At 72.0% G+C, this 25869-nt stretch carries 17 protein-coding genes and 1 other RNA gene; 5 read left to right on the forward strand and 13 right to left on the reverse strand.

Annotated elements, in window-relative coordinates:
• The first annotated feature begins 59 nt into the window (after positions 1 to 59).
• Positions 60 to 1391, forward strand: coding sequence for an NAD(P)/FAD-dependent oxidoreductase (locus tag ASF58_RS17270; protein ID WP_055955160.1), 1332 nt, complete (start codon positions 60 to 62; stop codon positions 1389 to 1391).
• Between the two features lie 22 nt (positions 1392 to 1413).
• Positions 1414 to 1764: a hypothetical protein gene (locus ASF58_RS17275; protein ID WP_055955163.1), complete on the forward strand. Its 351-nt coding sequence runs from the start codon at positions 1414 to 1416 to the stop codon at positions 1762 to 1764.
• A 72-nt stretch (positions 1765 to 1836) separates the two neighbouring features.
• Here the strand turns inward: ASF58_RS17275 and ASF58_RS17280 are convergent, their stop codons facing one another.
• The 11 genes from ASF58_RS17280 to rnpB form a co-directional block, all read right to left on the reverse strand.
• Complete coding sequence (locus tag ASF58_RS17280) at positions 1837 to 3114, reverse strand: O-antigen ligase family protein (RefSeq protein ID WP_055955166.1); 1278 nt, start codon at positions 3112 to 3114, stop codon at positions 1837 to 1839.
• Between the two features lie 109 nt (positions 3115 to 3223).
• Positions 3224 to 4585, reverse strand: coding sequence for a UDP-N-acetylmuramoyl-L-alanine--D-glutamate ligase (murD, locus tag ASF58_RS17285; RefSeq protein ID WP_055955169.1), 1362 nt, complete (start codon positions 4583 to 4585; stop codon positions 3224 to 3226).
• Positions 4586 to 4612: 27 nt separating this feature from the next.
• Positions 4613 to 5698, reverse strand: a complete 1086-nt coding sequence (gene mraY / locus ASF58_RS17290) for a phospho-N-acetylmuramoyl-pentapeptide-transferase (RefSeq protein ID WP_055955172.1) — start codon at positions 5696 to 5698, stop codon at positions 4613 to 4615.
• An 85-nt stretch (positions 5699 to 5783) separates the two neighbouring features.
• Positions 5784 to 7304 carry a UDP-N-acetylmuramoylalanyl-D-glutamyl-2,6-diaminopimelate--D-alanyl-D-alanine ligase gene (locus ASF58_RS17295; protein WP_082513143.1) on the reverse strand — a complete coding sequence of 507 codons (1521 nt, stop codon included), beginning with the start codon at positions 7302 to 7304 and terminating at the stop codon, positions 5784 to 5786.
• The gene (locus tag ASF58_RS17300; protein ID WP_055955175.1) at positions 7301 to 8779 is read right to left on the reverse strand and encodes a UDP-N-acetylmuramoyl-L-alanyl-D-glutamate--2,6-diaminopimelate ligase; all 1479 of its coding nucleotides are present in this window, start codon (positions 8777 to 8779) and stop codon (positions 7301 to 7303) included. Before ASF58_RS17300 ends, ASF58_RS17295 begins: the two co-directional genes overlap by 4 nt.
• Positions 8776 to 10512, reverse strand: a complete 1737-nt coding sequence (locus tag ASF58_RS17305) for a penicillin-binding protein 2 (RefSeq protein ID WP_244477380.1) — start codon at positions 10510 to 10512, stop codon at positions 8776 to 8778. The genes ASF58_RS17300 and ASF58_RS17305 overlap by 4 nt, the downstream gene beginning before the upstream one ends.
• 176 nt (positions 10513 to 10688) lie before the next feature.
• Entirely contained in the window at positions 10689 to 11117 is a 429-nt protein-coding gene (locus tag ASF58_RS17310) for a hypothetical protein (RefSeq protein ID WP_055955178.1), read from the reverse strand.
• Positions 11114 to 12172 carry a 16S rRNA (cytosine(1402)-N(4))-methyltransferase RsmH gene (rsmH, locus tag ASF58_RS17315; protein ID WP_055955181.1) on the reverse strand — a complete coding sequence of 353 codons (1059 nt, stop codon included), beginning with the start codon at positions 12170 to 12172 and terminating at the stop codon, positions 11114 to 11116. The genes ASF58_RS17310 and rsmH overlap by 4 nt, the downstream gene beginning before the upstream one ends.
• 400 nt (positions 12173 to 12572) lie before the next feature.
• Entirely contained in the window at positions 12573 to 14234 is a 1662-nt protein-coding gene (locus ASF58_RS17320; protein ID WP_055955184.1) for a HAMP domain-containing methyl-accepting chemotaxis protein, read from the reverse strand.
• Between the two features lie 79 nt (positions 14235 to 14313).
• Positions 14314 to 15324, reverse strand: a complete 1011-nt coding sequence (locus ASF58_RS17325; protein WP_156375766.1) for a cytochrome c peroxidase — start codon at positions 15322 to 15324, stop codon at positions 14314 to 14316.
• Positions 15325 to 15740: 416 nt separating this feature from the next.
• Positions 15741 to 16151, reverse strand: an RNA gene (gene rnpB, locus ASF58_RS17865) — RNase P RNA component class A.
• A gap of 348 nt (positions 16152 to 16499) precedes the next feature.
• Between rnpB and ASF58_RS26740 the strand changes: the two genes are divergently transcribed.
• Entirely contained in the window at positions 16500 to 16676 is a 177-nt protein-coding gene (locus ASF58_RS26740; RefSeq protein ID WP_181017248.1) for a hypothetical protein, read from the forward strand.
• Positions 16677 to 16739: 63 nt separating this feature from the next.
• Here ASF58_RS26740 and gloA read toward each other — a convergent pair whose 3' ends face one another.
• Entirely contained in the window at positions 16740 to 17180 is a 441-nt protein-coding gene (gene gloA, locus ASF58_RS17330; RefSeq protein ID WP_055955186.1) for a lactoylglutathione lyase, read from the reverse strand.
• A 147-nt stretch (positions 17181 to 17327) separates the two neighbouring features.
• Between gloA and pepN the strand changes: the two genes are divergently transcribed.
• Positions 17328 to 19958, forward strand: coding sequence for an aminopeptidase N (gene pepN, locus ASF58_RS17335; RefSeq protein ID WP_055955189.1), 2631 nt, complete (start codon positions 17328 to 17330; stop codon positions 19956 to 19958).
• Positions 19959 to 20150: 192 nt separating this feature from the next.
• On the forward strand, positions 20151 to 22541 hold the full coding sequence (locus ASF58_RS17340) for an ATP-binding protein (protein ID WP_055955192.1): 2391 nt from the start codon (positions 20151 to 20153) through the stop codon (positions 22539 to 22541).
• Between the two features lie 408 nt (positions 22542 to 22949).
• Here ASF58_RS17340 and ASF58_RS17345 read toward each other — a convergent pair whose 3' ends face one another.
• Positions 22950 to 25868, reverse strand: a complete 2919-nt coding sequence (locus tag ASF58_RS17345) for a bifunctional [glutamine synthetase] adenylyltransferase/[glutamine synthetase]-adenylyl-L-tyrosine phosphorylase (RefSeq protein WP_055955195.1) — start codon at positions 25866 to 25868, stop codon at positions 22950 to 22952.
• Position 25869: the final 1 nt, after the last annotated feature.

Here is a 25869-nt window from a genome sequence, read left to right on the forward strand (position 1 = left end):
CGGCGCTCGCCGTGGGGGCACGCATCCGCACAATCGTGAGACACGAGGACCTGAGCGACATGGTACCGGGCGAAACCGAGGACAATCTGCACCGCATCGTGGTCGTCGGCGGCGGCGCGGCGGGGCTGCAGCTCGCCACGAAACTGGGCGACAAGCTCGGCCGCACGAGCAAGGCGCACGTGACCCTGGTCGACCGGGCGCGGACCCACATCTGGAAGCCGCTGCTGCACGAGGTCGCCGCCGGTAGCCTCGATGTCGGCCACCACGCGGTAGATTACCTGCACCACGCCCACCGGCACCATTTCCGCTACCGCATCGGCGAGATGACCGGTCTCGACCGCTCCAAGCGGGTGATCCACCTCGCGGCCAGCCACGACACCGAGGGGCGCGAGGTCACGCCGATCCGCGAGATCCCCTACGACACGCTGGTGATGGCGGTGGGCTCGACCACCAACGACTTCGGCACACCCGGCGTGCAGCAGAACGCCATCGCCCTCGACACCCAGGGCCAGGCGGTGCGCTTCCACCAGCGCCTGATCAACGGCATGCTGCGGGCCCACACCCAGCCGGGGCCGGTGCGGGCCGGCCAGCTCCACGTCGTGGTCATCGGCGCCGGGGCGACGGGCACCGAGCTCGCCGCCGAGCTCCACCGCACCACCCGCGACGTGGCCGCCACCGGGCTCGACCGCATCGACCCGGCCAAGGACCTGAAGATCACCCTGGTGGAGGCGGCGAGCCGCATCCTGCCGGCGGTGCCGGAGCGCATGTCCCGCGACGTCATGGTGCTGCTGGACAAGATCGGCGTCGAGGTCCGGACCGGGGCCCGGGTCACCGAGGTCCGGCCCGACGGGGTCCAGCTCGCCGATGGCGGCTTCATCCCGTCCGAGCTCGTGGTCTGGGCCGCCGGCGTCAAGGCACCGCCCTTCCTGCACGAGATCGGCGGCCTCGAGACCACGCGCAACAACCAGCTCGTGGTGACGCCGACCCTGCAGACCACCCGCGATCCCGACATCTTCGCCATGGGCGACTGCGCCTACCTGGTGGAGAAGGGCTCCGACACGCCGATCCCGCCCCGCGCCCAGGCGGCCCACCAGCAGGCGACGCACCTCATCAAGATCATCCCCGAGAAGATGGCCGGCAGGCCGCTCAAGCCCTTCAAGTACCGCGACTTCGGCTCGCTGGTCTCGCTGGGCGAATACTCGACGGTCGGCAGCCTGATGGGGTTCATCAAGGGCAAGAACATGTTCATCGCCGGACTGTTCGCCCGGATGATGTATCGCTCGCTGTACAAGATGCACGAGCAGGCCCTGCACGGCACGGTCAAGACCACCCTCGACGCGGTCGCCCGGGCCCTGACCCGGCGCACCGAGTCGCGCGTGAAGCTGCACTGAGCACGACTGGGAACCGATCGGCATGTTTCTCGACATCGTCAAAGCGGTGCAGCAGCGCAATCCGGCGCTCGGCTCCTACGTCCTCGTCCTGCGCGGCGATTCCCGGGCGCGCGACGCGGCCGACCCGTCGCGCCTGTCGGACGAGGCCGAGGCCTGGCTCGCCGCGCACGCCCCGGGGGCGAAACTGTCCGAGGAGAAGGTGCTGCTGTCGCCCTATCCCGGCGGCATGCCGGCGGACCGGGCCGTCACCGTCCTGGCCTTCGCGGATGCCCGCCACCTCGCCGCCTTCGCGACGCGCTGGACGGCCGATCCGGAGCCGGAGGAGCCGGACGACACGAACGCGGCGGACGACGCGCAGGACAAGCCGGACTAGGCTTCTGCGGGCGCGTGCGTCCCTCCTCTCCCCGCGAGCGGGGGGCGGAGAAGCCGGACCGGAGGCCCGGGCCTAGCGAGGGGTCGGCCTGACCGACACCCGCCCACCCGTCAGCCAGCGCAGGCGAGCGGCCTCGAGGCCCCAGATCATGCCCAGCATCATGTAGACGTGGCGCCACTTCTCGATGTCGATCTGGAAGGCCTGCAGGAAGAACATCAGCAGGGCGGGCCAGACGATCTGGGCGTGGCGGCGATAGGGCGTGTCGCGGCGCATCAGGCGGAAGCCGACCACGCTCGTCATCACGACGAGGCCGATGAAGGTGACGCCGGCGAGCCAGCCGCCATTGGCGAAGCTGCCGATATAGGTGTTGTGCGGCTCCAGGGCGAAGATCAGGCGCCAGCGCAGGGGGCCCATGCCGAAGGGCTCGTCCACCAGCATGTTGAGGCCGCGCAGCTGGTTGCCGAAGCGTCCGGTCTCGCCGGTATCGTAGTCCTGCGTGACCGCGGCGCGCTTCGAGAACATCTCGGCGGTGTCGCCGATCGACAGCAGGCCGACGATGGCGACCGCGGTGGCCACCAGGGCCAGCACCGTCAGGGTGACGATGCGGCGGCGCAGGCGCGCCGAGGGGGTGGTGGTGTAGACGCTGCCGACCATCACCGCGACGGCGATGAGCGAGCCGGCCCAGGAGCCGCGCGAGAAGGACAGGAAGATGCCGGCCACGATCACCATCAGGATCGCGCAGGCGAGGACCGGCCGCCGGCTCGTGCCGAGGAGCAGGCCGTGCATCAGGTAGAGGGCGCCGAGGGTCAGGAACGAGCCGAAGACGTTGGGGTCCTGGAAGGTGCCCGAGGCGCGACCGTACTTGTAGAACAGGTCCTCGGTGGGGATGAACCCGAAATAGCCGACGATGCCGAAGGCGCTCGACAGGAGGCAGCTCGCCACGAAGGTCTTGAGCACCAGCTCCATCCGCGCCTGCGTGTCGTCGGCGAACAGCATCGCGAAGAACACGCCGGTGATGGCGAGGTAGGCGAGCTGGATCGTCCAGGTCACCGGCAGGGCCTGGTCGATATAGGGCAGCAGCGCCACCGTGATCGCACCGACGTAGAGGATCAGCAGCCCGAGCAGCGGCACCATGCCCCGGTGCAGGCGCAGGCCGAGACAGAGCCAGAGCACGATGGTGGGGATCGCCACCACGTCGTAGGGCGAGGTGTCCGAGAAGGCGAAGCAGGCGAAGAAGATGAAGGCGACGAGGAGCAGCGTCGCCAGGCGCCGGAGCACGTGCAGGACGGGGATGTGGGCCCAGGCTCCCGCCTGCCAGCGCGACGCGCCGGGTGCCATCGTGAACGCCATGCACTCAACCCATCACCGCGCCGCCGACAGGGCGGGACCGCGCTACACGCCGCCGATGGGACGCGAGAATGATTGAGAATTTGGATGGCGAATCCGCGCGCGGCCCGCCTCAGGGCAGCGCGCGCACCAGATTCCGGAATTGATCCCCACGATCCTCGAAACTGCGGAACTGATCGTAGGAGGCGCAGGCCGGCGAGAGCAGCACCACGGGCTCGGCCGCCGGCGACGCCGCGGCGGCCTCGGCCGCCCGAGCGGTGGCGACCGCGAGGGTGCCGCAGGCCGTGTAGGGCACCCGGCCCTCCAGCGTGGCGGCGAAGGCGTCGCTCGCCGCGCCGATGAGGTAGGCGTGGGCCACGCGGCCGAAGAGCGGCGCCAGGGGGGCGATGCCGCCCTCCTTGGCCTTGCCGCCGAGGATCCAGTGGATGTCGTGAAAGGCGGTGAGCGCCTTCTCGGTGGAATCGGCGTTGGTCGCCTTCGAATCGTTGACGAAGAGCACGCGCCCGCGCCGGCCGACCTCCTCCATGCGGTGGGGCAGGCCGGGGAAGCTGCGCAGGCCGGCGACGAGGTCCGCGTCGTCGATCCCGAGGGCCCGGACGCAGGCGGCGGCCACCGCCGCGTTCTGCCAGTTGTGCGCCCCGCGCAGCGACCCGATCCCGGCGAGGTCGGCGATGGCTGCGCCGTCGGCGTCGAACACCGTCCCGTCGCGGGCCGACAGGCCGTCGAAGCCCGCCTCAGGCAGTCCCACGTGGATCCGCACGCAGGGGCCCCCCCGGCGGTCGGCGATGGCCCGGCTGAGGTCGTCGTCGACGCCCACGATGGTGCGGTCCGCGCCCGCCACCAGCCGCTCCTTGATGGCGGCGTAGTCGGCCAGCGTCCCGTGGCGGTCGAGATGGTCCGGCGTGATGTTGAGGAGGATGCCGAGGCTCGGGTCGAGGCTCGGCGTCAGGTCGATCTGGAACGACGAGAGTTCGATCACGTGGATCCGGTCCGGCGCCGGCGGCTCCAGGGACAGGATCGCCGTGCCGATGTTGCCGCCCATCTGCACGTCGCGCCCGGCGGAGGCGAGGATGTGGGCGATCAGCGCCGTGGTGGTCGACTTGCCGTTGGTCCCCGTGATGGCGACGAACGGCGCGCCCGGCGCGCGCGCCCGGCGCTCCTGGCAGAACAGCTCGATGTCGCCGATCACCGGGAGGCCGGCCGCGCCGGCCTTCTCCACCGTCCAGTGCGGCGCCGGGTGGGTCAGGGGCACGCCGGGGGCGAGGATGAGGGCCGAGAAGCCGCTCCAGTCGGCCTCCCGCAGGTCGGACACCGTGATGCCCTGGCCGCGGGCGCGGCCCGTGCTCTCCGGGCTGTCGTCCCAGGCCAGGACGTCGGCACCGCCGGCGATCAGGGCGCGGACCGTGGCGAGGCCGGAGCCGCCGAGGCCGAACAGGGCGACCTTCTGGCCGGCGAAGGTGGTGACGGGCGTCATGACGACGGGCTCAGCATGGCGACGGGCTCAGCGCAGCTTCAGAGTGGCGAGGCCGGCCAGCGCCAGGATCACGGCGATGATCCAGAACCGGATCACGACCTGCGGCTCCTTCCAGCCCTTCTGCTCGAAGTGGTGGTGGATCGGGGCCATGCGGAAGACCCGCTTGCCCGTCAGCTTGAACGACGCGACCTGGATGATCACCGACATCATCTCGAGCACGAACAGACCGCCGACGATCGCCAGCACGATCTCGTGCTTGGTCGCCACCGCGATGGTGCCGAGCAGGCCGCCCAGCGCCAGGGACCCAGTATCGCCCATGAAGACCTGGGCGGGGGGCGCGTTGAACCAGAGGAAGCCGAGCCCGGCCCCGATCACCGCGCCGCAGACCACCGCGAGCTCGCCGGTGTCGCGGACGTAGTTCACCTGCAGGTAGCCGGCCGTGAAGACGTTGCCGACGAGGTAGGCGATGACGCCGAAGGTGCCGCAGGCGATCATCACCGGCACGATGGCGAGGCCGTCGAGGCCGTCGGTCATGTTCACCGAGTTGCCCGCACCGACGATCACGAAGGCGGCGAACAGCACGTAGAACCAGCCGAGGTTGAGCAGCGCGTCCTTGAAGATCGGGAAGGCGAGCTGGTTCTGCAGGGTCGGAGCCGAGTAGACCGAGATGAGCACGCAGGCCGCGATGGCGATGCAGGCTTCCAGCAGCAGGCGGAACTTGCCCGAGAAGCCCTTGTGCGACTGCTTCGTCACCTTGAGGTAGTCGTCGTAGAAGCCGATCGCGCCGAAGCCCAGCGTCACCGCCAGGGTGACCCAGACGTAGTGGTTGCGCGGGTTGGCCCAGAGCAGGATCGCGACCACGCAGCCGGCCAGGATCATCAGGCCGCCCATGGTCGGGGTGCCGCGCTTCGTCAGCAGGTGCGACTGGGGGCCGTCCTCGCGGATCGGCTGGCCCTTGCCCTGGCGCAGGCGCAGCGAGGAGATGATCAGCGGCCCGAACCAGAACACGAACAGGCCCGCCGTGAACAGCGCGCCGCCGGTGCGGAAGGTGATGTAGCGGAAGACGTTGAGGGCGGAGACGGTGCCGCTCAGGTCCGACAGGAGATACAGCATCCAGCACCCGGCCGTGGTTCAATGCGAAATCAGCCGGAGGCTCAGGGGCGCGCAGCACCCCTCCCCGGCCGTGATGAAGGTCGCCTCAGCGCGCGACGGCGCGCGGCGGTTCGGCTTGGGCGTTCGCGTAACGGGCTTTGAGCGCTTCGACAATCCGGCCCATGCGGATGCTGTTCGAGCCCTTCACCATCACGGCGTCCCCGGGGCGCAGGGCCGAGAGCACGGGCTCGAGCAGGTCGGCGGAGGTCGCCGCGGAGGCGCCGCGCCGGCTCACCGGCAGGGCCTCGAACAGGTTGCGCATCAGGGGGCCGGCCGTGAAGACGAGGTCGACCTTGGCGGCCTCCACCGGCCCGGCGAGGGCGCGGTGGTGGGCCTCGCCCTCCGGCCCGAGCTCCAGCATGTCGCCCAGCACAGCGATGCGGCGCCCGCGCGGGCCGGTCTCGATGCCGGCCAGGGTCGCCAGGGCGGCGCGGATCGAGGCCGGGTTGGCGTTGTAGCTCTCGTCCACCAGGAAGGCCTCGCCCTCCCCGATCGCCAGGGCGGTGCGCTCGCCGCGGCCGACCGGGGGCCGCAGGGCCGCCAGCGACAGGGCCGCGCGGGCGAGGTCGGCGCCGAGCGCATGCACCACCGCCATCACGCCGAGCGAATTCATGGCCGTGTGCCGGCCCGGCGTGCCGAGCTGGTAGGTGACCGGGATGCCCATCACCACGGCGTCGACCACCGAGAGGTCGGGGCGGAGCACGATGCGCTGGGCGCGGACATCCGCCTCCGGGTGCTCGCCGAAGCTGACGACCCGGCCGGCCCGCGAGGCCTGGGCATGGGCGAGGAGGCGGGCATAATGCGGGTTGTCGCGATTGATGATCGCGGTGCCGCCGGCCTTGAGGCCGGAGAAAATCTCGCCCTTGGCGTCGGCGATGGCCGCGACGGAGGCGAAGTGCTCGACGTGAACGGGCTCGACCGTGGTGACCAGGGCGATGTCGGGCTGCACCATCGCGGTCAGCGGCACGATCTCGCGCGGGTGGTTCATGCCGATCTCGAACACGCCGAACTGCGTGTCGGCCGGCATGCGCGCCAGGGTCAGGGGCACCCCCCAATGGTTGTTGTAGGAGGCGATGGAGGCGTGCGTCGGCCCCTGCGCGGAGAGGACGTGGCGCAGGGCCTCCTTGGTCCCGGTCTTGCCGACCGAGCCCGTCACCGCGACGATGCCCGCCCCGGTTCGGGCCCGGGCCGCGGCGCCGAGCGTGCGCATGGCGTCGAGGACGGGATCCTCGCCCGCGCCCGCGACCGCCAGCACCGGCCCGGCTTCGGCGAAACTTTGCGCCCGGTCGGCCGCGACCACGGCGGCGCCGGCACCGCGCCCCAGGGCGGCCGCGACGAAGTCGTGCCCGTCCCGGGCCTCGCCCCGGATGGCGAAGAACAGGTCGCCCGGCGCCAGCGTGCGGGTATCGATCGAGGCCCCGGTGATCGGCCTGCGGGGCCCCAGCAGGGTCCCGCCGGTGGCGGCTTCCAGGGCTTCGGGCGTCCAGAGCGGGGTCGTGCCTGGCGAAGTCGTGCCCGGCTGGGTCGTGCCTGGCGGAGTCGTGCCGGGCGGCGTCTTGTCGGTCATGCTGAGCGTTCCGCGATCGCAGCCCGGAGGACGTCGTGGTCCGAGAAGGGCAGGACCTGTGACCCCACGATCTGGCCGGTTTCATGGCCCTTGCCGGCCACCACCAGCACGTCGCCGGGCTCCAGCGCCCGCACGGCGGTGCGGATCGCCTCGGCCCGGTCGCCGATCTCGACGGCGCCCGGGGCGGCGGCCAGGATCGCGGCGCGGATCGCGGCCGGGTCCTCGCTGCGCGGATTGTCGTCGGTGACGATGACGGCGTCCGCCTTCTCGGCCGCGATGGCGCCCATGATCGGGCGCTTGCCGGTGTCGCGGTCGCCGCCGCAGCCGAAGACGACGCGCAGCCGGCCGGTCGCGAAGGGGCGCAGGGCCGTCAGCACGCCCGCGAGGGCTTCCGGCTTGTGGGCGTAGTCCACGAGGCAGAGGCCGCCATGGACCTCGCCGATCCGCTCCATCCGGCCCGGGACCCCGGTGAGATGGTCGAGGGCGGCGATGACGCCGGCGGGGTCGGCCCGGCCGGCGGGGATCGCCAGCACGAGTCCGGCGGCCAGCAGCGCGTTCTCGACCTGGAAGGCACCGACCAGCGGCAGGCGCACGGCATACTCGTCCAGCCGGCCCGTCGGACCCGGGGCCTGCAGGACGAGGTGCTGGTGGAAGCCCTCGGTGCGCGCGGAGATCAGCCGCACGGTGTCGCCCTTCGACCCCGTGGTGTGGACGTCGAGGCCGCGGGCGGCGGCGGCCGCCACGACGACGTCGGCATAGGCGCCGTCGATGTTGATGACCGCCGGGATGCCGGGCTGCGCCAGGGTCGTGAACAGCCGCAGCTTGGCCGCCAGGTAGTCGTCCATGGTGGCGTGGTAGTCGAGGTGGTCGCGCCCGAGATTGGTGTAGCCCACTGCGGCGAGCGCGACCCCGTCGAGGCGGCGCTGCTCGATCCCGTGCGAGGACGCCTCCATCGCCAGGATGTCGATGCCGTCCTCGGCGAGCCGCGCCAGGGTGGCGTGCAGGGTCACCGGGTCGGGGGTGGTCAGGGAGCCGTAGGTGGCGCCCCGGTTGGTGACGATGCCGACCGTGCCGAGGCTGGCCGCCTCGGCCCCGAGGCGGGCCAGGATCTGGCGCACGAAATCCGTGACCGAGCTCTTCCCGCTCGTCCCCGTCACCGCCACCACCTCGGCCGGCTGCCGGCCCGAGAAGGCCCGGGCCGCGAGGGCGAGGCTGCGGCGCACGTCCGCCACGGCGAGGTAGGGCACGCCGGCCTCGAGCCCCTTCGGCCGCGCGCCCTCGCTCACCACCGCCACGGCGCCGGCGCTCGCGGCGGTCGCGGCGAAGCGCCGGCCATCCGCGACGGTGCCGGGCACGGCGACGAAGACGAAGCCCGGCGCGACCTTGCGCGAATCGGCCGTGAGCCCGGCGACCGGCAGGCCGGCGAGGCCGGCCTCCGCCTCGGGAAAGAGCGCGCCGAGGGTCGGCCCGCTCATCGTCCGTCCACCTGCGTGGCGTGGTAGGCGCCGAGCTTCACCATCAGGGGGAAGGGCTTCACCGGCGGATCGAACTGCGGCGGCAGGCCGAGGACGGGGGCGACGCGCTCGATCACCCGGCCGGTGACGACGCCGGAGTTCCAGGCCGCGGTGGCGTAGCCGCCGGATTCCGGCAGGCCCTGGGGTTCGTCCATGATGGTGACGAAGAGGTATTTCGGGTTGTTCATGGGGGCAGCGGCCATGAAGGTCGTGAACAGGCGGTTCTTCACGTAGCGGCCGTGGATCACCTTCTCGGCCGTGCCGGTCTTGCCGCCGACGAAGTAGTACGGGATCGCGGCCTTCTTGGCCGAGCCCTCGACGGCGTTGAGGCGCATGATGAAGCGCATCGCCTCGCTGGTCTCGGTCTTCAGCACCCGGGTGGCCTTGGCCATTGCCGCCTCGGGCGTGGTCTTGAGGAAGGTCGGGGTCATCAGGAAGCCGCCGTTGGCGATGGCGGCCACCGCCGCGGTCGCCTGGATCGGCGCCACCGCGAGGCCGTGGCCGAACGCGATGGTGATGGTGTTGATCTCGGTCCAGCGCGCCGGCACGATGGGCTCGGCGCTCTCGGGCAGTTCCGTCCGCATCCGGTCGGTCAGGCCCATCTTCTTCAGGAAGGCCTTGTGGCCGGGCACGCCGATGCCCAGCGCCATCTTGGCGGAGCCGATGTTCGACGAGTGGGTGAACACCTCCGGCATGGTGATGACGCGGTTGGTGCCGTGGTACTCGTGGATCTTCTGGCGGCCCCAGTTCAGCACGCCGCCGCGGGTGTCGAAGGTCGAGTTGACGTTGAACTTGCCGGAATCCAGCGCCATCGCCAGGGTCATCGCCTTGAAGGTCGAGCCCATCTCGTAGACGCCGACGTTCATGCGGTTGATGCGGTCGGGGTTGAGCGCGTCGGCCGGGTCGTTCGGATCGAAGTCCGGCAGGGAGGCGAGCGCGATCACCTCGCCGGTCTGGACGTCGAGGATCATGCCGGCGGCGGCCTTGGCCTTGAAGTGGTCGAGGCCCCAGGCGAGCTCGTCCCGCACGGCGAACTGCGCCCGAAGGTCGATGGAGAGCTGGATCGGCGACAGGTCGGTCTGCTTGGCCACGAGGCCGAAATCGTTGAGCGCCTTGTTGCCCTGGTTGTCGATGTACTTCTCGATGCCGGCGATGCCGATGTTGTCGAGGTTGGTCACGCCGAGGATGTGCGCGGCGGCGACGCCGTTCGGGTAGACGCGCTTGTGGTCGGGCAGGAAGCCGATGCCCGGGATGCCGAGGCGGTGGACCTCCGCCTGCTGCTTCGGGGTGATCTCGCGCTTGACCCAGACGAAGCCCTTCTTGGTGGAGAGCTTGGCGCGCAATTCGGTGGCGTTGATCTGCGGCAGCACGGCGGTGAGGAGTTCGACCGCCTCGTCCTTGTCGTAGATGTTGCGCGGCTCGGCGAAGATCGAGACCGTGCGGATGTCGGTGGCGAGGATCTCGCCGTTGCGGTCGACGATGTCCGGCCGGATCGCCGTGGTGGCGGCGGCCGCGATCCGGCGGTCGCCGTTATCCGCCTCCGGGAAGGCGGCGCCCAGGATCAGGCGCCCGGAAATGGTGGTGAAGACCAGGGTGAAGGCGAGGCCCACGAGGCCGACCCGGGTGTAGGAGCGCTCGATGGCGAGGTGGAACATCGCCCGCGCGTTGCGGGCGACCCAGGCGCGCTTCGACAGGGCCGGCGACGCGACGGCCTCTGCGGCCGGCTCCAGCCGCGTCCGCTCGACCGGGCGCGCGTCCGGCGGCGCGCCGGCGCCGGCCTCGACGGGCGCGCGGGTCGGCTCGGCGGCGGAGGCGGTCTCCGGGGAATGGATCGGGTCTTGGCCGGGCGGCGGGACTTCGGACACGGGCACTACCTCGAAGTCGTGGTCGGGGTTCTGGTCGTGGTGGTGCGCGGCGTGATGCTGCCGGTGGTGCGCGGCTCGTCACCGCCGCGCCCCGCCACCGGCTTCTCCTTCGGCGTCGCGGTGGCCGCCAGCAGCCGGCCGATCTCGTCGCCGCGGTCGGGCCGCGCCGGCAGGTCGGCGAGGCGGCCGAGATGGGCGGTGCCGATGGGCTCGAGGGCGAGGTAGCGCTCCACCGCCGCCTGGAGCCGGTCCGGCCGGGTCAGGAGCTGCCACTCGGCGCGCAGCACCGCGATGGCCTGGCGCTCCTTCTTGAGCTGGGTCTGGGCCTTCGAGACCTGCCCGGCCTGGTAGAGCGTGTCGTACTTGATCGAGTAGGCGTAGATCGCCGAGCCGATCAGGCCGAGCACCGCGATCAGGTTGAGCAAACGGATCACCGGCGTGCTCCTCCGCTCCGACCTGTCCGCGCGGGCAGCGCGGCCAGGGTCTCGATGGCGGCCAGGGGGGCGGGCACGGGGGCGTCCGTGCGTTCCACCGCGCGCAGCTTGGCCGAGCGGGCGCGGGGATTGGCGGCGGTCTCGGCGTCGGTGGGCAGCACCGGGCCCTTGGTCACCACCGCGAAGCTGCGGGGCGCCGGCGCGTCCAGGCTCGGCAGGTGGCGGGAGGCCTGGGCCGCCCGGCCGCTGCGGGCCGAGAAGAACTGCTTCACGATGCGGTCCTCCAGGGAGTGAAAGGTCACCACCGCGAGCCGGCCGCCCGGCCGCAGGATGCGCTCGGCGGCGTGGAGCGCCTGGACGAGCTCGCCGAGCTCGTCGTTCACCGCGATGCGCAGGCCCTGGAAGGTCCGGGTCGCCGGGTGGATGCCGCTGGCCGGATCGGCCCAGACCACGCTGGCGACGATGTCGGCGAGGGCCGCGGTGGTCTCGATGCGGGCCTTGCGGCGCGCCTCGATGATCGCCCGGGCGACGGCGCGGGAGCGGCGCTCCTCGCCGTAGTGGAAGATGATGTCGGCGAGGTCGGCTTCCTCGGACTCGTTGACGAGGTCGGCGGCGCTCGGCCCGGCGCGCTCCATGCGCATGTCGAGGGGGCCGTCGTTGCGGAAGGAGAAGCCGCGCTCGGCCTGGTCGATCTGCATCGAGGAGACGCCGATATCGAGGACGACCGCGTCGGCGGACGCGTGCCCCGCGTCGCGGACGCAGGCGTCGAGGCCGCCGAAGCGGCCCGGGACCAGGGTCAGGCGGCCGCCGGCCTCGGTCACCAGGGGCGCACCGCCCGCGATGGCGCCGGGATCGCGGTCGATCGCCAGAACGTGAACGGACGGATCGGCCTTGAGCATCGCGCGCGTGTAGCCGCCGGCCCCGAAGGTGCCGTCGACGGCCAGGGTCCGGCCCGGCAGGTCGAGGGCTTCGAGGACCTCCGCCAGCAGGACGGGGACGTGGGGCGCCCCGTCGGACACCCGGCTCACCCGCGCCTCGCGGGGGGCGCGCGTCATCGGGCGATCCCGACGCGCGGCGGTCGCGCGACCGAGGGCGCGGAGGGACGGAGCGAGGACTCGACCGGACTGATGCGGCGCATGCGTCCCTTCCACGGGGCTGGAGCGCGCGGGCGCGGCTCGGAGAGACGGGGCGTCTCCGGGTCGACGCGTCACGCGACCGCGCATGCGGACACCGGCCTGCCTGGGACAGGCTGCGTCCGTCGATCCGAAAATCGCCGTTGACGGGATGAATCGGGGTACCATGGGCCTCTGAGCGCCGTCAACGAACCTGGCCGAGGGGGAGCGGCTCGGACGGATCAGACCTCAGCAAGGTTAACCGAGCGTAAGTTTTCGCACGCAAAGGCGTCGTTCCGGACCGGTCGGGGCCCCTCCTCCGGCGCCGCGACGGGGCCGCCGCTCAGGCCGCCCGGACATTGCCGAGGAACTCCTCGATCTCGGTCCGCAGCATGCGCGACTGCCCGGCAAGGGCATCCGCCGCGGAGGCGACGGCGCGGGCGACGCCGCCCGCGTCGTCGGCCGAGTGGGCGACCTCCGCGATGTCGGCGGTGACCCGATCGGTGCCGGCGGACGCCTCCGCCATGCTCCGCACGATCGCGTGGGTGGTGGTCCCCTGCGCCTCCACGGCCCCGGCGATGCTCGTCGTGACGCCGCTCATGGCGTGGATCTGCGCCGTGATCTCGGCGATCGCCTGCGCGGCGCCGTCCGTGGCCCCCTGGATCGCGGCGATCTGCTGGCGGATCTCCTCCGTCGCCCGCGCCGTCTGCGACGCCAGTTCCTTCACCTCGGTGGCGACCACGGCGAAGCCGCGTCCGGCCTCGCCGGCCCGCGCGGCCTCGATGGTGGCGTTGAGGGCGAGGAGGTTGGTCTGGCCCGCGATGGTCGAGACCAGGCCGACGACGTTCCCCACCCGGGTCGCGGCACTGGAGAGAGCCGCCATGGTCTCGCCGGTGCGGGCGGCCGCCGTCACGGCGGCGGAGGACAGCTCCGCCGCCTGCACCACCTGCCGGCCGATATCGGCGACCGTCGAACCGAGCTGGTCGGCGGAGGCGGCCACGGCGGTGACGTTCCCGGACGTCTGCCGCGCGGCCTCGGCCGCGCTGGTGGAGCGGGCCGCGGTTCCGGCGATCGCGACCTGCATCGTCTCGGAAGCGGATTGCAGGCCGGTCACGGCCTCGCCCACATGCGCGACGATGCCGCCCACCGATCGCTCGAACCGGTCGGCAAGGTCGGACAACAGGCTGCGCCGGGCCTGCTCCTCGCGCAGGCGCGCGGCCTCCGTCGTCTGCAGTTGCCGGGCGGCCTCCGCCAGGGACATGTCCCGGATCCGCATCACGGCGCGGGCGATGTCGCCGATCTCGTCGCGGCGCCCCGTTGCGGAAAGCGTCACGGAGGTGTCGCCGCCGGCGAGGCGGGTGGTGTCGGCGGTCAGGCGCACCAGGGGCCGGGCCAGCGTGCCGGCCAGCCACCAGGCCGTGCCCGAGCCGAGGACCACGACGACGGCGACGAGGCCGAGCATGGCCCGGATCTGCCAGAGGGTCGCCGCCCGGGTCGCCTCGATCCGGCTCCGCGTATCCGCGGCGGCCAGCGCCACCGCCTCGTCGAAGCGCTGCCGCAGGCGCCGGCTTTCCTGCGCCATGCGGTCGAGGGTCGGGATCTCCCGGGCGGGGCGGATTCCCAGGAGGACCTCCGCGTCCCCGCGCCATTGCCGCGCCTCGGCGGCGGCGCTGCGGGCCAGCGTCACCATCCGCTCGGATTCGGCGAGGGTTTCGAGCCGGTCGAGCAGCGCCATCAGCTGATCCCCGGCGGCGGTGAACTCCGCCTGGATCGGCGCCATGTCGAGGAGGTCGGTCATCGCGCTCACCCGCGCGATCAGCGCCTCCGCGCGGTGGAAGCGGTCGCGGGCGATGCGGCTCGCCTCGTTCATCTCGGTGGTGCGGCTGCCCAGGCGGGACAGGTCGTCCACGGCCCCGAGGCCGACCCACCCGGTGACACCGGAGAGAATCCCCGCCAGGAGCATGAGGCCGAGCAGCGGAAGCAGGATCGTGTAGCGGATCGACATCGCGGTGGCTCTCGGCGTCAGGGCAGTTCGGTCAGGGCAGTTCGGTCGGGGCCGTTCGGCCGGGGCAGTTCGGTTGGGATCAGTTCGGCAGGTTGGGGAGCGCGGTCCGGGTCTGCTCGGCCGTGAGGGCGCGCAGGAACGCGATCAGGTCCGCCCGTTCCTCCGGGGCCAGCCGGAGCGGCTTCATCAGCGGCGACTTCGAGGGTCGGGCGATCCCGCCGCTCTCGTAGAAGGCGACGATCGCCTCGAGGTCGGCGAACTGACCGGCATGGCCGAAGGGGGCGCGATAGGTCAGGTTGCGCAGGCCCGGCGTCTTGAAGGCGTGCCGGGCCAGGACCGAATCCGGCTCGAAGGCCGCGCGGCCGAGATACCGGGTCGGCAGGCCGAGGTCGTGGAAGCGGTTGTCGGTGAAGTTCCAGCCGGTGTGGCAGCTGGCGCAGCCCGCCTTGCCGGTGAAGAGGGCGAAGCCACGCTGCGCGGCCGGCGCGATCGCGGTCTCGTCGCCATCGACCCAGCGGTCGAACGGGGCCCAGCCCGAGACCACCGTCCGCTCGTAGGTGGCGATCGCGGTCAGGATTCCCTCCTGCGTCACTCCCTTGCCGGGGAAGAGCCGGGCGAACCAGGCCTCGTATTCCGGCCGGGCCTTGAGGCGGGCGATGATTTCGGGAAACTTGCCGTCCATCTCCGCATCGGCGGTGATCGGGCCCATCGCCTGCGTCTCGAGGTCCGGCGCGCGCCCGTCCCAGAACAGGGTCGGGATCCAGGCCGCGTTCAGCACCGTCGGAGCCTTGCGGCCCAGGGGCGTGTTGGTCGCCCCGATCGCGCCCGGCACCGGGACCTCGAAACCGAAGGACGGGTTGTGGCAACTCGCGCAGCTGAGGTTCTGCTTGCCGCTCAGGCGCGGATCGAAGAACAGCATCTTGCCCAGCGTCGCCATCTGCGGCGAGTACGGGGCGTTCTCCGGAAACGGGATCGAGGTCGGCCGCCGGTAGGGGGTCCGCGGATCGTCGCGTTCGGAGGCCGTCGCAAGGTGCCCGGCGCAGAGCAGGGCGCCGGCGGCCAGCATCATCATCCCGCGCAGAAACGGCATCGCGAAACCTCGGATCAATCACAACAGAGACCCGCGAGATCGTGTCTCCGGCCGGCTCAGCCTTCGTCTATCGGTCCGATCTTAAGCTTTTCCTAGTTCGAGAAACAATCTTTCCCATCGCTACATCAGCATAGACCGGAAGCTGATCTTACTGCGAGCCAAGTCTATCGGAAGCCGTGCACGCCCCGGCCGCACGATCTCAGCGCGCGTGTCGCGACAACGCCGTGGTCGATCGGAGCTTCGGTGAGGGCGATTGCGGTGCGCCTGCACGGCGCGCGAGCCGGCCGACCTGCCTCCGCACATCGAATTCTGGCGATGCGGGGGCATTGCGACCGCGACACCTGCGATGGCCTGCGCGAACGCTGGCCATCGCGATCGCCGCCGGTCTCGGGGCGGCGCGACGGTGACTCGGCGAGCGGATCAGCCGGCCTATAAGCCGGGTTCTGTAGGGCCCGGGGACCTCGCGGTCCCCGGACGTGGCGGCCATTCCTCTGGGACGATCGTTGCCGACCGCCTCAAGCAACCAACCCGGGCGACGGGCCTGGAGAGAGGGCCTGGCGGACCGCGAGGCCCGCCCTGTCGCCCCTATTCGGTCTTGCTCCCGGTGGGGTTTGCCGTGCCGTCCGCGTTGCCGCGTCCGCGGTGCGCTCTTACCGCACCCTTTCACCCTTACCGCGGCCCGGCTCGCGCCGGTCCGTGGCGGTCTGCTCTCTGTGGCACTGTCCCTGGGGTCGCCCCCGCCGGACGTTATCCGGCACCGTCTCTCCATGGAGCCCGGACTTTCCTCCCCGGACCTTGCGGCCCGGAGCGGCCGCCCGGCCGACTGATCCGGCGCGGGTGTGCGCCGGGCACGGCCCGGGGGTCAAGGCCCAGATGTCGCCGCGCGGGCGCAGCAGCGGTGACGCTCGACGATTCACCCGCAAAGCGGCATCCCGAGAGACCCATTGCCGCCGGGAGCGGCATGCCGAGATGACGATTGCCGCCGGGAGCGGCATGCCGAGACGACGATTGCCGCTGGGAGCGGCATGGCGGGATTTTGGCCAGGCCGCTTGCGGAGCCGGCGCCCCGCGCCAGGTCTTCGGGGCTGGCGCACCGGCAGGTCCGGCGCCGCCAGGGACCATCCGGGCTCCCGGATCCGACCGGATCAAGGGGCCGCAACGGAGCAGGAGGACGCGATGGCGACGAACGACACCGCCTGGACGCTCGAATCCGTCCAGCAACTCACCGCGATGGCCCGCGAGGGCATTCCGGTCTCGGTCATGAGCCTGAAGCTGCGCCGGCCGATCGAGATCGTGGCGGCCAAGCTGAGCCAGCTCGGTATCACGCCCGTGCCGGAGACCGGGGACGCCTGAGACGAGGGCCCGAGGCCCCGGACGAACGGCCCCGCGCGGGGGTCGTTCGCCCGGACCGGACGCCTACCAGGAGCCGGTGTTCTCCATCGAGGACCAGGGCTCCTGCGGCGGCTTGGCCGGGCCCTTCTGCAGCAGCTCGATCGAGATGCCGTCGGGGGACTTCACGAAGGCCATGTTGCCGTCGCGGGGCGGGCGGTTGATCGTGACCCCGGCCGCCTGCAGCTTGGCGCAGAACGCATAGATGTCGTCGACCTCGTAGGCGAGGTGGCCGAAGTTGCGGCCGCCCGAATAGGTCTCCGGGTCCCAGTTGTGGGTCAGCTCGATCACGGGCGCCTGGGTTTCCCTGGCGGTGCCGGCATCGTCGGGGGCGGCCAGGAACACGAGGGTGAAGCGACCCTTCTCGTTGTCGACGCGACGCACCTCCTGAAGCCCGAAGGTGTTCACGTAGAAGTCGAGGGCGCGGTCGAGGTCCGCGACGCGGACCATGGTGTGCAGGAATCGCATGGGTGGGGGCTCTCCAGGGGACTAGCGCCTATGTGGTCCGGCGCGGGCACGGGTCAACGCGGGGCACGCGTCAACGAGCCGGAGCCCGCGCGCGTTGCGCCGCCGCGGCGCACCCCGCACAGTGGGGGCTCAGCCCGAGGAGTCCGCATGCGCACCGAAGCCCCGATCACGATCCGCCTGGAGGATTACCGCCCCAGCGACTACCGGATCGACACGGTGGATCTCGACGTCGCGCTGCATCCCACCGCCACCCGGGTCCGGGCCCGGCTCAGTCTGACGCCCAACCCGGCCGGGCTTCCGGGCGCCCCCCTCGTCCTCGACGGCGAGGACCTGACCCTGGAGAGCCTGACCCTCGACGGAGCGGCCCTCGCACCCGAGGCCTACAGCCTGACGCCGTCCGGCCTGACCCTGCACCGGCCGCCGGCCGGCCCCTTCAGCCTGGGCATCGAGACCCGGATCGATCCGAGCGCCAACACCAAGCTGATGGGGCTCTACCGCTCGAACGGGGTCTACTGCACCCAGTGCGAGGCCGACGGCTTCCGGCGGATCACCTATTTCCTCGACCGGCCCGACGTGATGGCGGTCTACACCACGCGGATCGAGGCCGATCGCGACGCGGCGCCGGTGCTGCTGGGCAACGGCAACCTGGTGGAATCCGGCGCGGCCGGCCCCGGCCGCCACTACGCGATCTGGCACGATCCCCACCCGAAGCCCGCCTACCTCTTCGCCCTGGTGGGGGGGCGCCTCGACTCTGTCCGGCGCCCCTTCACCACCAGCGAGGGCCGCACGGTGGAGCTCGCCGTCTATGTCGAGCCCGGCAAGGCGGAGCGGGCCGACTACGCCCTCGACGCCGTGGCGCGCGCGATGGCCTGGGACGAGACCGCCTTCGGCCGCGCCTACGACCTCGACGTCTTCAACGTCGTCGCGGTCTCCGACTTCAACATGGGCGCGATGGAGAACAAGGGCCTCAACATCTTCAACGACCGCTACGTCCTGGCCTCGCCCGAGACCGCCACCGACGCGGACTACGCCGCCATCGAGGCGATCATCGCGCACGAATACTTCCACAACTGGACCGGCAACCGCATCACCTGCCGCGACTGGTTCCAGCTCTGCCTCAAGGAAGGCCTGACGGTCTTCCGCGACCAGGAATTCTCCTCCGACATGCGCTCCCGCGCGGTGCACCGCATCGGCGAGGTCCGCACCCTGCGGGCGCGCCAGTTCCCCGAGGATGCCGGGCCGCTGGCCCACCCGGTGCGGCCGCGGCACTACACCGAGATCAACAACTTCTACACGGCCACCGTCTACGAGAAGGGCGCCGAGATCGTGCGGATGCTGCGCACCCTCCTGGGCGCCGAGGCCTTCCGGGCCGGGATGGACCGCTACTTCACCGACAACGACGGCACCGCCGCCACCGTGGAGGACTTCCTCGCCGCCTTCGCGAAAACCTCCGGCCGCGACCTCGGCGCCTTCGCCCGCTGGTACGAGCGCCCCGGCACGCCGCGGGTCGGGGTGCAGGGCCGCTATGACGCGGCGGCGCGGACCTATCACCTCGCCTTCCGCCAGAGCCTGCCCGGCGCCGCCGACGCCCCGCCCCTGGTGATCCCCATCCGCCTCGGCCTGATCGGCCCGGACGGCCCCCTCGCCGGGGCGGCGAGCGACCGGGTCGCGGACGGCGTCTTCGTGCTCGACCAGGCGAGCGACAGCCTCACCTTCACCGACGTCCCCGCGCGCGCCGTGCCCTCGCTGTTCCGCGGCTTCTCCGCCCCGGTGCGGGTCGAGATCGAGATGACCGATGCCGACACGCTGACGCTGCTGCGCCACGACACCGACCCGTTCAACCGCTGGCAGGCGGCCCAGAGCGTGGCCATGCGCCTCCTCGTGCAGGGGACGCGGTCGGGCACCCTGCCGGAGGCCGGGGCGGACGGGTTCGGCGCCGCCCTGGCGGGATTCCTGGAGGGCGAGGCCCTGGCCGACCCGGCCTTCGCCGCCCTGGTGCTCGCCCTGCCGAGCGAGGCGGACGTCGCCAACGAGATCGCCACGGAGATCGACCCGGACGCGATCCACCGGGCCCGGCACGCCCTGCGCCGGGCGCTCGGGACGCGCCTGAAGCCGCAGCTCCTCGCCCTGCGCGACGCCCTGGCGGAGGCCCCCGGCACGCCGTTCAGCCCCGATGCCGCGGCGGCCGGCCGGCGCGCCTTCCGCAACGCGGCCCTCGACCTCGTCGCGGCCGCCGATCCGGCCGCGGCGACCCTGCTCGCCGCGCACCAGACCGACGCGGCGACGACGATGACCGACCGGCTCGCCGCCCTCTCGGTCCTGTCCCAGGTTCCGGGTCCCGAGCGCGAATCGGCGCTCGACCGATTCGCCGAGGCCTACCGCGCCGAGCCCCTAGTCCTCGACAAGTGGCTCGCGATCCAGGCCGGGATCCCGGAGGCCGAGACCCCCGACCGGATCCGCCGCCTGCAGAATCACCCGGCCTTCTCGATGACCAATCCCAACCGGGTCCGGTCCCTGATCGGCAGCTTCAGCATGGGCAATCCGACCCAGTTCAACCGCCCCGACGGCGCGGGCTATGCCCTTGTGGCGGAGGCGGTTCTGGCGCTCGACAAGACCAACCCGCAGGTGGCCGCGCGGCTCCTGACGGCCTTCGGATCGTGGCGGATGATGGAACCGGAGCGGCGTGCCCAGGCCGAATCCAGATTGCTGAAAATTCGCGCTGTTGCGGGCCTGTCACGGGACGTCGGAGACATCCTCGGGCGGACCCTCGCCGGCTAGCAAGTGCCTGAAGAGAATCGTTTTTTCAGGCTCTCCCGACGTCGATTCCGCACCTTGGATTCGCGTTGGGAGTCAAGCGTGGCCGGAAAAAACGCGTGGACAAAACCCCACCGGAAATGTTGAATCGTATACGATTCGGAAAGCGGGCGACCCGCCTTCCCGGTGCCCAAATCCCAACGGCGGAGTTAGTCCATGCTGGAGGCGGATTCCGCTTCCCTCTCCGCGCGCGCGGATACGATTCTTGGCATCCACCGGCCCCAACACGCCGCTCATGTCCGTTTCGTGCGTGCCGAGACCTGGCTGCGCTTCGCCCTGCCGGCGCTCTTCGCCACGTTCCTGATCTGCCTCGGCGCGGTGGCGGCCATGCTGCTGCAGGCCCAGCGCGAGGAGGTGATCCGGGCGGCCACCACGGACGTGGAGGCGGTGACCCGCCTGGCCGCGGCGGCCTTCGCCGGGGTCGACATCGACGGCGAGGCCAAGGGCGAGGCGGCCCACCGCAACCTCGGCGCGCTGCTGCCGCCGGGCCTGCTCCATGCCGGCCGCCAGATCCTGCTGATCTCCCCCAACGACGTCATCGTGGCGGCCAATCCGCCCCTGCCCGGCCCGCGCCGCACCCTGACCCAGCATCTCGGGGAGATGCAGGCGCTCTCCACCCTGGGCGAGAGCGCCGGCGTCATGACCGTGACCCTGGCGGACGGCTCCGTGGTGATCGCGGCCCTGCGCAACCTGCCCGGCGGGCGGGGCCAGGTCGCGGTGCTCCAGCCGCTCACCGACATCACGGCCGCCTGGACCACGCGGATGCGCAACCAAGCGATCCTCCTCGGCGCCGCCGCCCTGGTCATCATCGGCACCGGCATCGCCTATGCCCTGCAGACCCGCCGGGCCTACGCCGTCGACCGGGTCTGCGAGGAGATCAAGCAGCGCCTCGACACCGCCCTCGGCCGCGGCCGCTGCGGCCTCTGGGACTGGGACATCCCGCGCGGGCGGATCTACTGGTCCGACTCGATGTACGCGCTGCTGGGCTATCACCGCGAGCGCGAGTTCCTGTCCTTCGGCGACGTCAACGCCCTGGTGCATCCCGACGACGGCGACCTCTACAGCCTGGCCCGCCACCTCGCGGCCAGCCAGTCCACCGTCGACCACGAGTTCCGGGTGCGCGGCGCCACCGGCAACTGGGTCTGGATGCGGATGCGGGCCGAGATCGTGCCGGACACCATCGACGGCGGCCGCCACCTCGTGGGCATCGCCCTCGACGTCACCGAGCAGCGCAACCTCGCCGAGCTCAACGCCACCGCCGACATGCGCCTGCGCGACGCGGTCGAGGCCATCTCCGAGGCCTTCGTGCTCTGGGACACCGGCAACCGCCTCGTCCTCTGCAACTCGAAATTCCGCCACCTCCACGCCCTCAGCCCCGAGGATGCGATCCCGGGCCGGCGCTACGCCGAGATCATGGGGCGGGGCGTGCTGCCGCCGGTCCGGCGCGAGCTGCGCGACCTGGAGCCGAGCGGCGCCACCGCCCGCACCTTCGAGGCCGAGCTCACCGACGGGCGCTGGCTCCAGATCAGCGAGCGCCGCACCAAGGATGGCGGCTACGTCTCGGTGGGCACCGACATCACCAGCCTCAAGCGCCACCAGGAGCAGCTGGTCCAGTCCGAGCGCGAGCTGATCGAGACCGTGCGCGATCTGAAGCGCTCGCGCCGGACCCTGGAGCTCCAGACCCAGCAGCTCGCCGACCTGGCCGAGCGCTACCTCGACCAGAAGGCGCAGGCCGAGGGCGCCAACCAGGCCAAGTCCGAATTCCTCGCCAACATGAGCCACGAGCTGCGCACGCCGCTCAACGCGATCATGGGCTTCGCCGAGCTGATGGAGAGCGAGGTCTACGGCACCCTCGGCTCGCCCCGCTACACCGATTACTGCCGCGACATCCGCACCAGCGGCGACTACCTGCTCTCGGTCATCGACGACATCCTCAACATGTCGCGCATCGAGGCCCAGACGGTGAAGCTCGCCCCGCGGGAGATCGCGGTGGCCGGGGCGATCGAGGGCACCCTGAAGCTCGTGGGCGAAGCGGCCCGGGCCAAGTCCCTGACCATCGCGGTGGACGTGGTCGAGGCCCTGACGGTGCTGGCGGACGAGCGCGCCCTGCACCAGATCCTCACCAACCTCGTCCAGAACGCGGTGAAGTTCACCCCCGCCGGCGACGGCCGCATCATCATCAAGGCGCGGCCGGCCGGGGCCAACGTCCACATCTACGTCGAGGATACCGGCATCGGCATCCCGAAATCGGCCCTGCGCCGCCTCGGCGCGCCGTTCCAGCAGGTCGAGACCAACCTCACCCGCAGCCACAAGGGCTCGGGCCTCGGCCTCGCCATCGCGCGCTCGATGGCCGAGCTGCATGGCGGCGCCCTGCGCATCCGCTCCCAGGAAGGCCTCGGCACCATCGTGATGGTGCGGATGCCGATCCCCACCGCGGAGAACCGCCGCAACCTCGTGGCCGACGCCGCCCAGGAAACCGTCGCCTCCCTCCGCGACGCTGCCGGCGCCACCCCGCGCCCGCCCGAGGCGGTGACGGAGCCGGTCTGAGGTTTTCGGGGCGGCGCCCCCTGCCGGCAGGGGGATCGAAGAGGCCGGTCGGCGCGTCGAAGGCCCGCGCGCCGCACGAGGTCATCCCGGAGCCGCGCAGCGGCGTCCGGGATCCAGACACACCGGCGATGCAGGACTGATCCAGCGTCGGCGGTTCGGGAGTCCGGGCTCGCCTGCGGCACCCGGGAATGATGGTGCGGTGCCATCGGCAAACGTCCGCTCGCGACCGCAGTCGAGGCACGAGATCCGCGTGCGGCACCCCGTCGGCCCGGAACCCCGCGGCGGACGGCGATCGCCCTGCCGGGACGGAGCGCCTCAGAGCGTCGGAACGATCCGCCGCTTACACGATGTCTCTCGTCTCGCACGAACGCTGGTCCCGGGCGGAGGGCCTCGGCCCGCCCCCTGTCCTCACCCCGCCATCAGGCGCTCGAACAGCGCCCGGATCCCGGTTCGCGCCTCGTCCAGCTGCGCGATCAGCCGGCCCGAATCCGGGGCGCCCATGGCGACGGCGAGGCGCGCCAGGGCCACGGGCGAGGCCTCGGCCGGGTCGCCCTCCACCATCAGGCGCTGCCAGTGCAGCACGTCGTCAAAGTGGCGATAGGCGTCCAGCAGGCTTTGCGCATCAGGCCGGGCGAGGTCGCCGTGATCGGCGGCCTTCGCGAACACCGCGCAGGCGCCGAGGCCGACGAGGTCCGGTCGCCGATGGGCCTGACCGAGCACCAGGGCCTGGGCCAGGAAATCGAGGTCGAGCAGGCCGCCGGGGGCGAGCTTGAGGTCGAGGGGGCCGCGATGCCCCTTTTCCCGCTCCACGAGGCTTCGCATCTCCCGCACCGCGCGCCGGACCTCGGCGGGGTCCCGCGGGCGGGCGACGATGGCGCGGATCTCGCCCTCGAGCTCGGCGCCGAGGCCCGCGTCGCCGGCGACCACCCGGGCGCGGGTCAGAGCCATGTGCTCCCAGAGCTCCGCCTCCTCGGAATGGTAGCTGCGGAAGCTGCGCCACTGCACCGCCACCGGGCCCTGGCCCCCGCCGGGGCGCAGGCGCAGGTCGACCTCGTAGAGATGGCCGCGCCGGGTCGGCACCGTGAGGGCGGCGACGATGCGCTGGGCCAGGCGGTTGTAGGCCACCGCCGCGTCGAGGGGTTTCGGGCCGGCGCTGGTGCGGTCGTCGGGGTCGAAGTCGTAGACCAGCACGAGGTCGAGGTCGGAATCCGCCGTGAGCTGGCGCGCGCCGAGGCGCCCGAGGCCGAGCACCGCGAGGCGTCCCTTGGGCACCGCCCCGTGCTCGGCGAAGAAGCTCGCCGAGACCCGCTCCACCGTCACGGCGATCACCGCGTCGGCGATGCCCGCGAAGGCGCGGCCGGCCTCCTCGGGCGAGAGGATGCCCGAGAGGAGCCGAGCCCCGGTGAGGAAGCGGAGCTGGCGGGCGGCATCGCGGGCCCGGTCGAGGAAGTCCTCATGGTCGCTCGGCTGTCCGAGGCGGGCGCGGACCTGCTGCGCCAGGGCCTCGGCATCCGTGCCGGCATCGGCGAAATCCCGGTCGATCACCGCGTCGAGGACGTGCGGGCTGAAGGCGACGGTCTCGGCGAGCCGCGGCGCCGTGCCGAGGAGGTCGGCGAAGAGCAGGCGCAGGCGCTCGTTCGAGCGCAGGATGGTGAGGAGTTCGAGGGCCGCCGGCATCCGGGCGAAGGCCCGATCGAGGGTGTCGAGGGCGGCGTCCGGGTGGGCGGTGCCGCCCAGCGCCTGCATCAGCACCGGCACCAGCTCGGTCAGCACCTCGCGGGCGCGGGGCGTCCGCACGGCCGGGCGCCGGCCGAAATGCCAGCCGCGCACGGTCTCCACCGCCCGCTCGGGCTCGCGGAAGCCGAGCTTGGTCAGGGTCGCCAGGGTCGCGGGGTCGTCGCCGGTGCCGCTGAACACGAGGTCGCCGACCTCCGAGGACAGGTCGGGCTCGGCCTCGAACAGCAGGGCGTAGTGGCCCTGCACCCGGCGGGCGTGGTGGAACAGGGCCGCCTCGAAGGCGTCCCGCGTGTCGAAGCCCGCGAAGCGGGCGAAGCGCGCGAGCTCGTCGGCCTCGCTCGGCAGGCGCTGGGTCTGCTCGTCCCGCAGCATCTGCAGGCGGTGCTCAATGGTGCGCAGGAAGTCGTAGGCCGCCGTGAGGTCGTCGCGGGCGGTGGCGTCGATCCAGCCGTCGCGGGTCAGGCCGTCGAGCATGGCGACGGTGCTGCGCCCGCGCAGCTCCGGCCGACGCCCGCCGAACACGAGTTGCTGGGTCTGGACGAAGAACTCGATCTCGCGGATGCCGCCGCGTCCCAGCTTGATGTCGTGGCCCGCCACCGCGATCGTGTCGTGGCCGCGCACCGCGTGGATCTGGCGTTTCATCGCGTGCACGTCGGCGATGGAGGCGAAGTCGAAGTATTTCCGCCAGACGAAGGGGCGCAGGTTCGCCAGGAACGCCTCCCCGGCCGGGATGTCGCCGGCGATCGCCCGCGCCTTGATGTAGGCCGCCCGCTCCCAGTTCTGGCCGAGGTTCTCGTAATAGACGTACGCGGCATTCAGGGAGAGCGCCGCCGGGGTCGAGCCCGGGTCCGGACGCAGGCGGTAATCGACCCGGTGGACGTAGCCGTCGGCGGTGCGCTCCTGCAGCAGCTTGGCCATCCCCTGCGCCAGCTTGCTGAAGAACGGCGTCGGCGGCAGGTCGGCCTTCAGGGGGGCGGTCTCGGGGTCGAAGAAGACCACGAGGTCGATGTCGCTCGAGTAGTTGAGCTCGCCCGCCCCGTGCTTGCCGAGGGCCAGGACGATGAGTCCGGAGCCGGCCTGCGGCTCGGCCGCGTCGCGGGGCAGGAAGCGCCCGGCGGCCGAAGCCTGGAGCAGCATGGCGTCGGCGGCGGCCCGTACCGAGGCGTCGGCGAAGTCCGACAGGGCCTGGGTCACCGTGGCCAGGGGCCAGAGCCCGCCGATATCCGCCAGGGCCACCAGGAGCGCGTGCTCCGCCCGGTTCTGTCGCAGCGCGCGCGCGACGGCGTCGAGGTCCGGCGCCTGCCCGGCCGTCCGCTGGCGGGCGATGACGGCCGCGAGGGCGGCCTCCGGCTCGGCCTCCACGAGGGCCGCGAGGCGGTCGGGGGCCCGGGCGACCAGCTGCCAGAGAAAGGCGGAATGGTCGGCGAGGCCGAGGAGCAGGGCGCGCAGGGGGACGTCGAGGAAGCCCGCCGGCCACGCGGGCGCAACCGCGGCGAGGCGCGCGGCGGCCGCGTCGGGATCGGACAGGACCGGGGCGGCGGACAGGCGCGCCCGGAGACTGCGGCGTTGCGCGTCGGCGGCCTGGTTCATG

It is taken from the genome of Methylobacterium sp. Leaf125 (genome assembly GCF_001423085.1).
GTDB lineage: Bacteria > Pseudomonadota > Alphaproteobacteria > Rhizobiales > Beijerinckiaceae > Methylobacterium.

Coding starts and splice junctions, on each gene's coding strand:
- ASF58_RS17270 (WP_055955160.1), top strand. CDS start 60: ATGGTACCGGGCGAAACCGAGGACAATCTGCACCGCATCGTGGTCGTC.
- ASF58_RS17275 (WP_055955163.1), top strand. CDS start 1,414: ATGTTTCTCGACATCGTCAAAGCGGTGCAGCAGCGCAATCCGGCGCTC.
- ASF58_RS17280 (WP_055955166.1), bottom strand. CDS start 3,114: ATGGCGTTCACGATGGCACCCGGCGCGTCGCGCTGGCAGGCGGGAGCC.
- murD (WP_055955169.1), bottom strand. CDS start 4,585: ATGACGCCCGTCACCACCTTCGCCGGCCAGAAGGTCGCCCTGTTCGGC.
- mraY (WP_055955172.1), bottom strand. CDS start 5,698: ATGCTGTATCTCCTGTCGGACCTGAGCGGCACCGTCTCCGCCCTCAAC.
- ASF58_RS17295 (WP_082513143.1), bottom strand. CDS start 7,304: ATGACCGACAAGACGCCGCCCGGCACGACTCCGCCAGGCACGACCCAG.
- ASF58_RS17300 (WP_055955175.1), bottom strand. CDS start 8,779: ATGAGCGGGCCGACCCTCGGCGCGCTCTTTCCCGAGGCGGAGGCCGGC.
- rsmH (WP_055955181.1), bottom strand. CDS start 12,172: ATGACGCGCGCCCCCCGCGAGGCGCGGGTGAGCCGGGTGTCCGACGGG.
- ASF58_RS17320 (WP_055955184.1), bottom strand. CDS start 14,234: ATGTCGATCCGCTACACGATCCTGCTTCCGCTGCTCGGCCTCATGCTC.
- ASF58_RS17325 (WP_156375766.1), bottom strand. CDS start 15,324: ATGCCGTTTCTGCGCGGGATGATGATGCTGGCCGCCGGCGCCCTGCTC.
- ASF58_RS26740 (WP_181017248.1), top strand. CDS start 16,500: ATGGCGACGAACGACACCGCCTGGACGCTCGAATCCGTCCAGCAACTC.
- gloA (WP_055955186.1), bottom strand. CDS start 17,180: ATGCGATTCCTGCACACCATGGTCCGCGTCGCGGACCTCGACCGCGCC.
- pepN (WP_055955189.1), top strand. CDS start 17,328: ATGCGCACCGAAGCCCCGATCACGATCCGCCTGGAGGATTACCGCCCC.
- ASF58_RS17340 (WP_055955192.1), top strand. CDS start 20,151: ATGCTGGAGGCGGATTCCGCTTCCCTCTCCGCGCGCGCGGATACGATT.
- ASF58_RS17345 (WP_055955195.1), bottom strand. CDS start 25,868: ATGAACCAGGCCGCCGACGCGCAACGCCGCAGTCTCCGGGCGCGCCTG.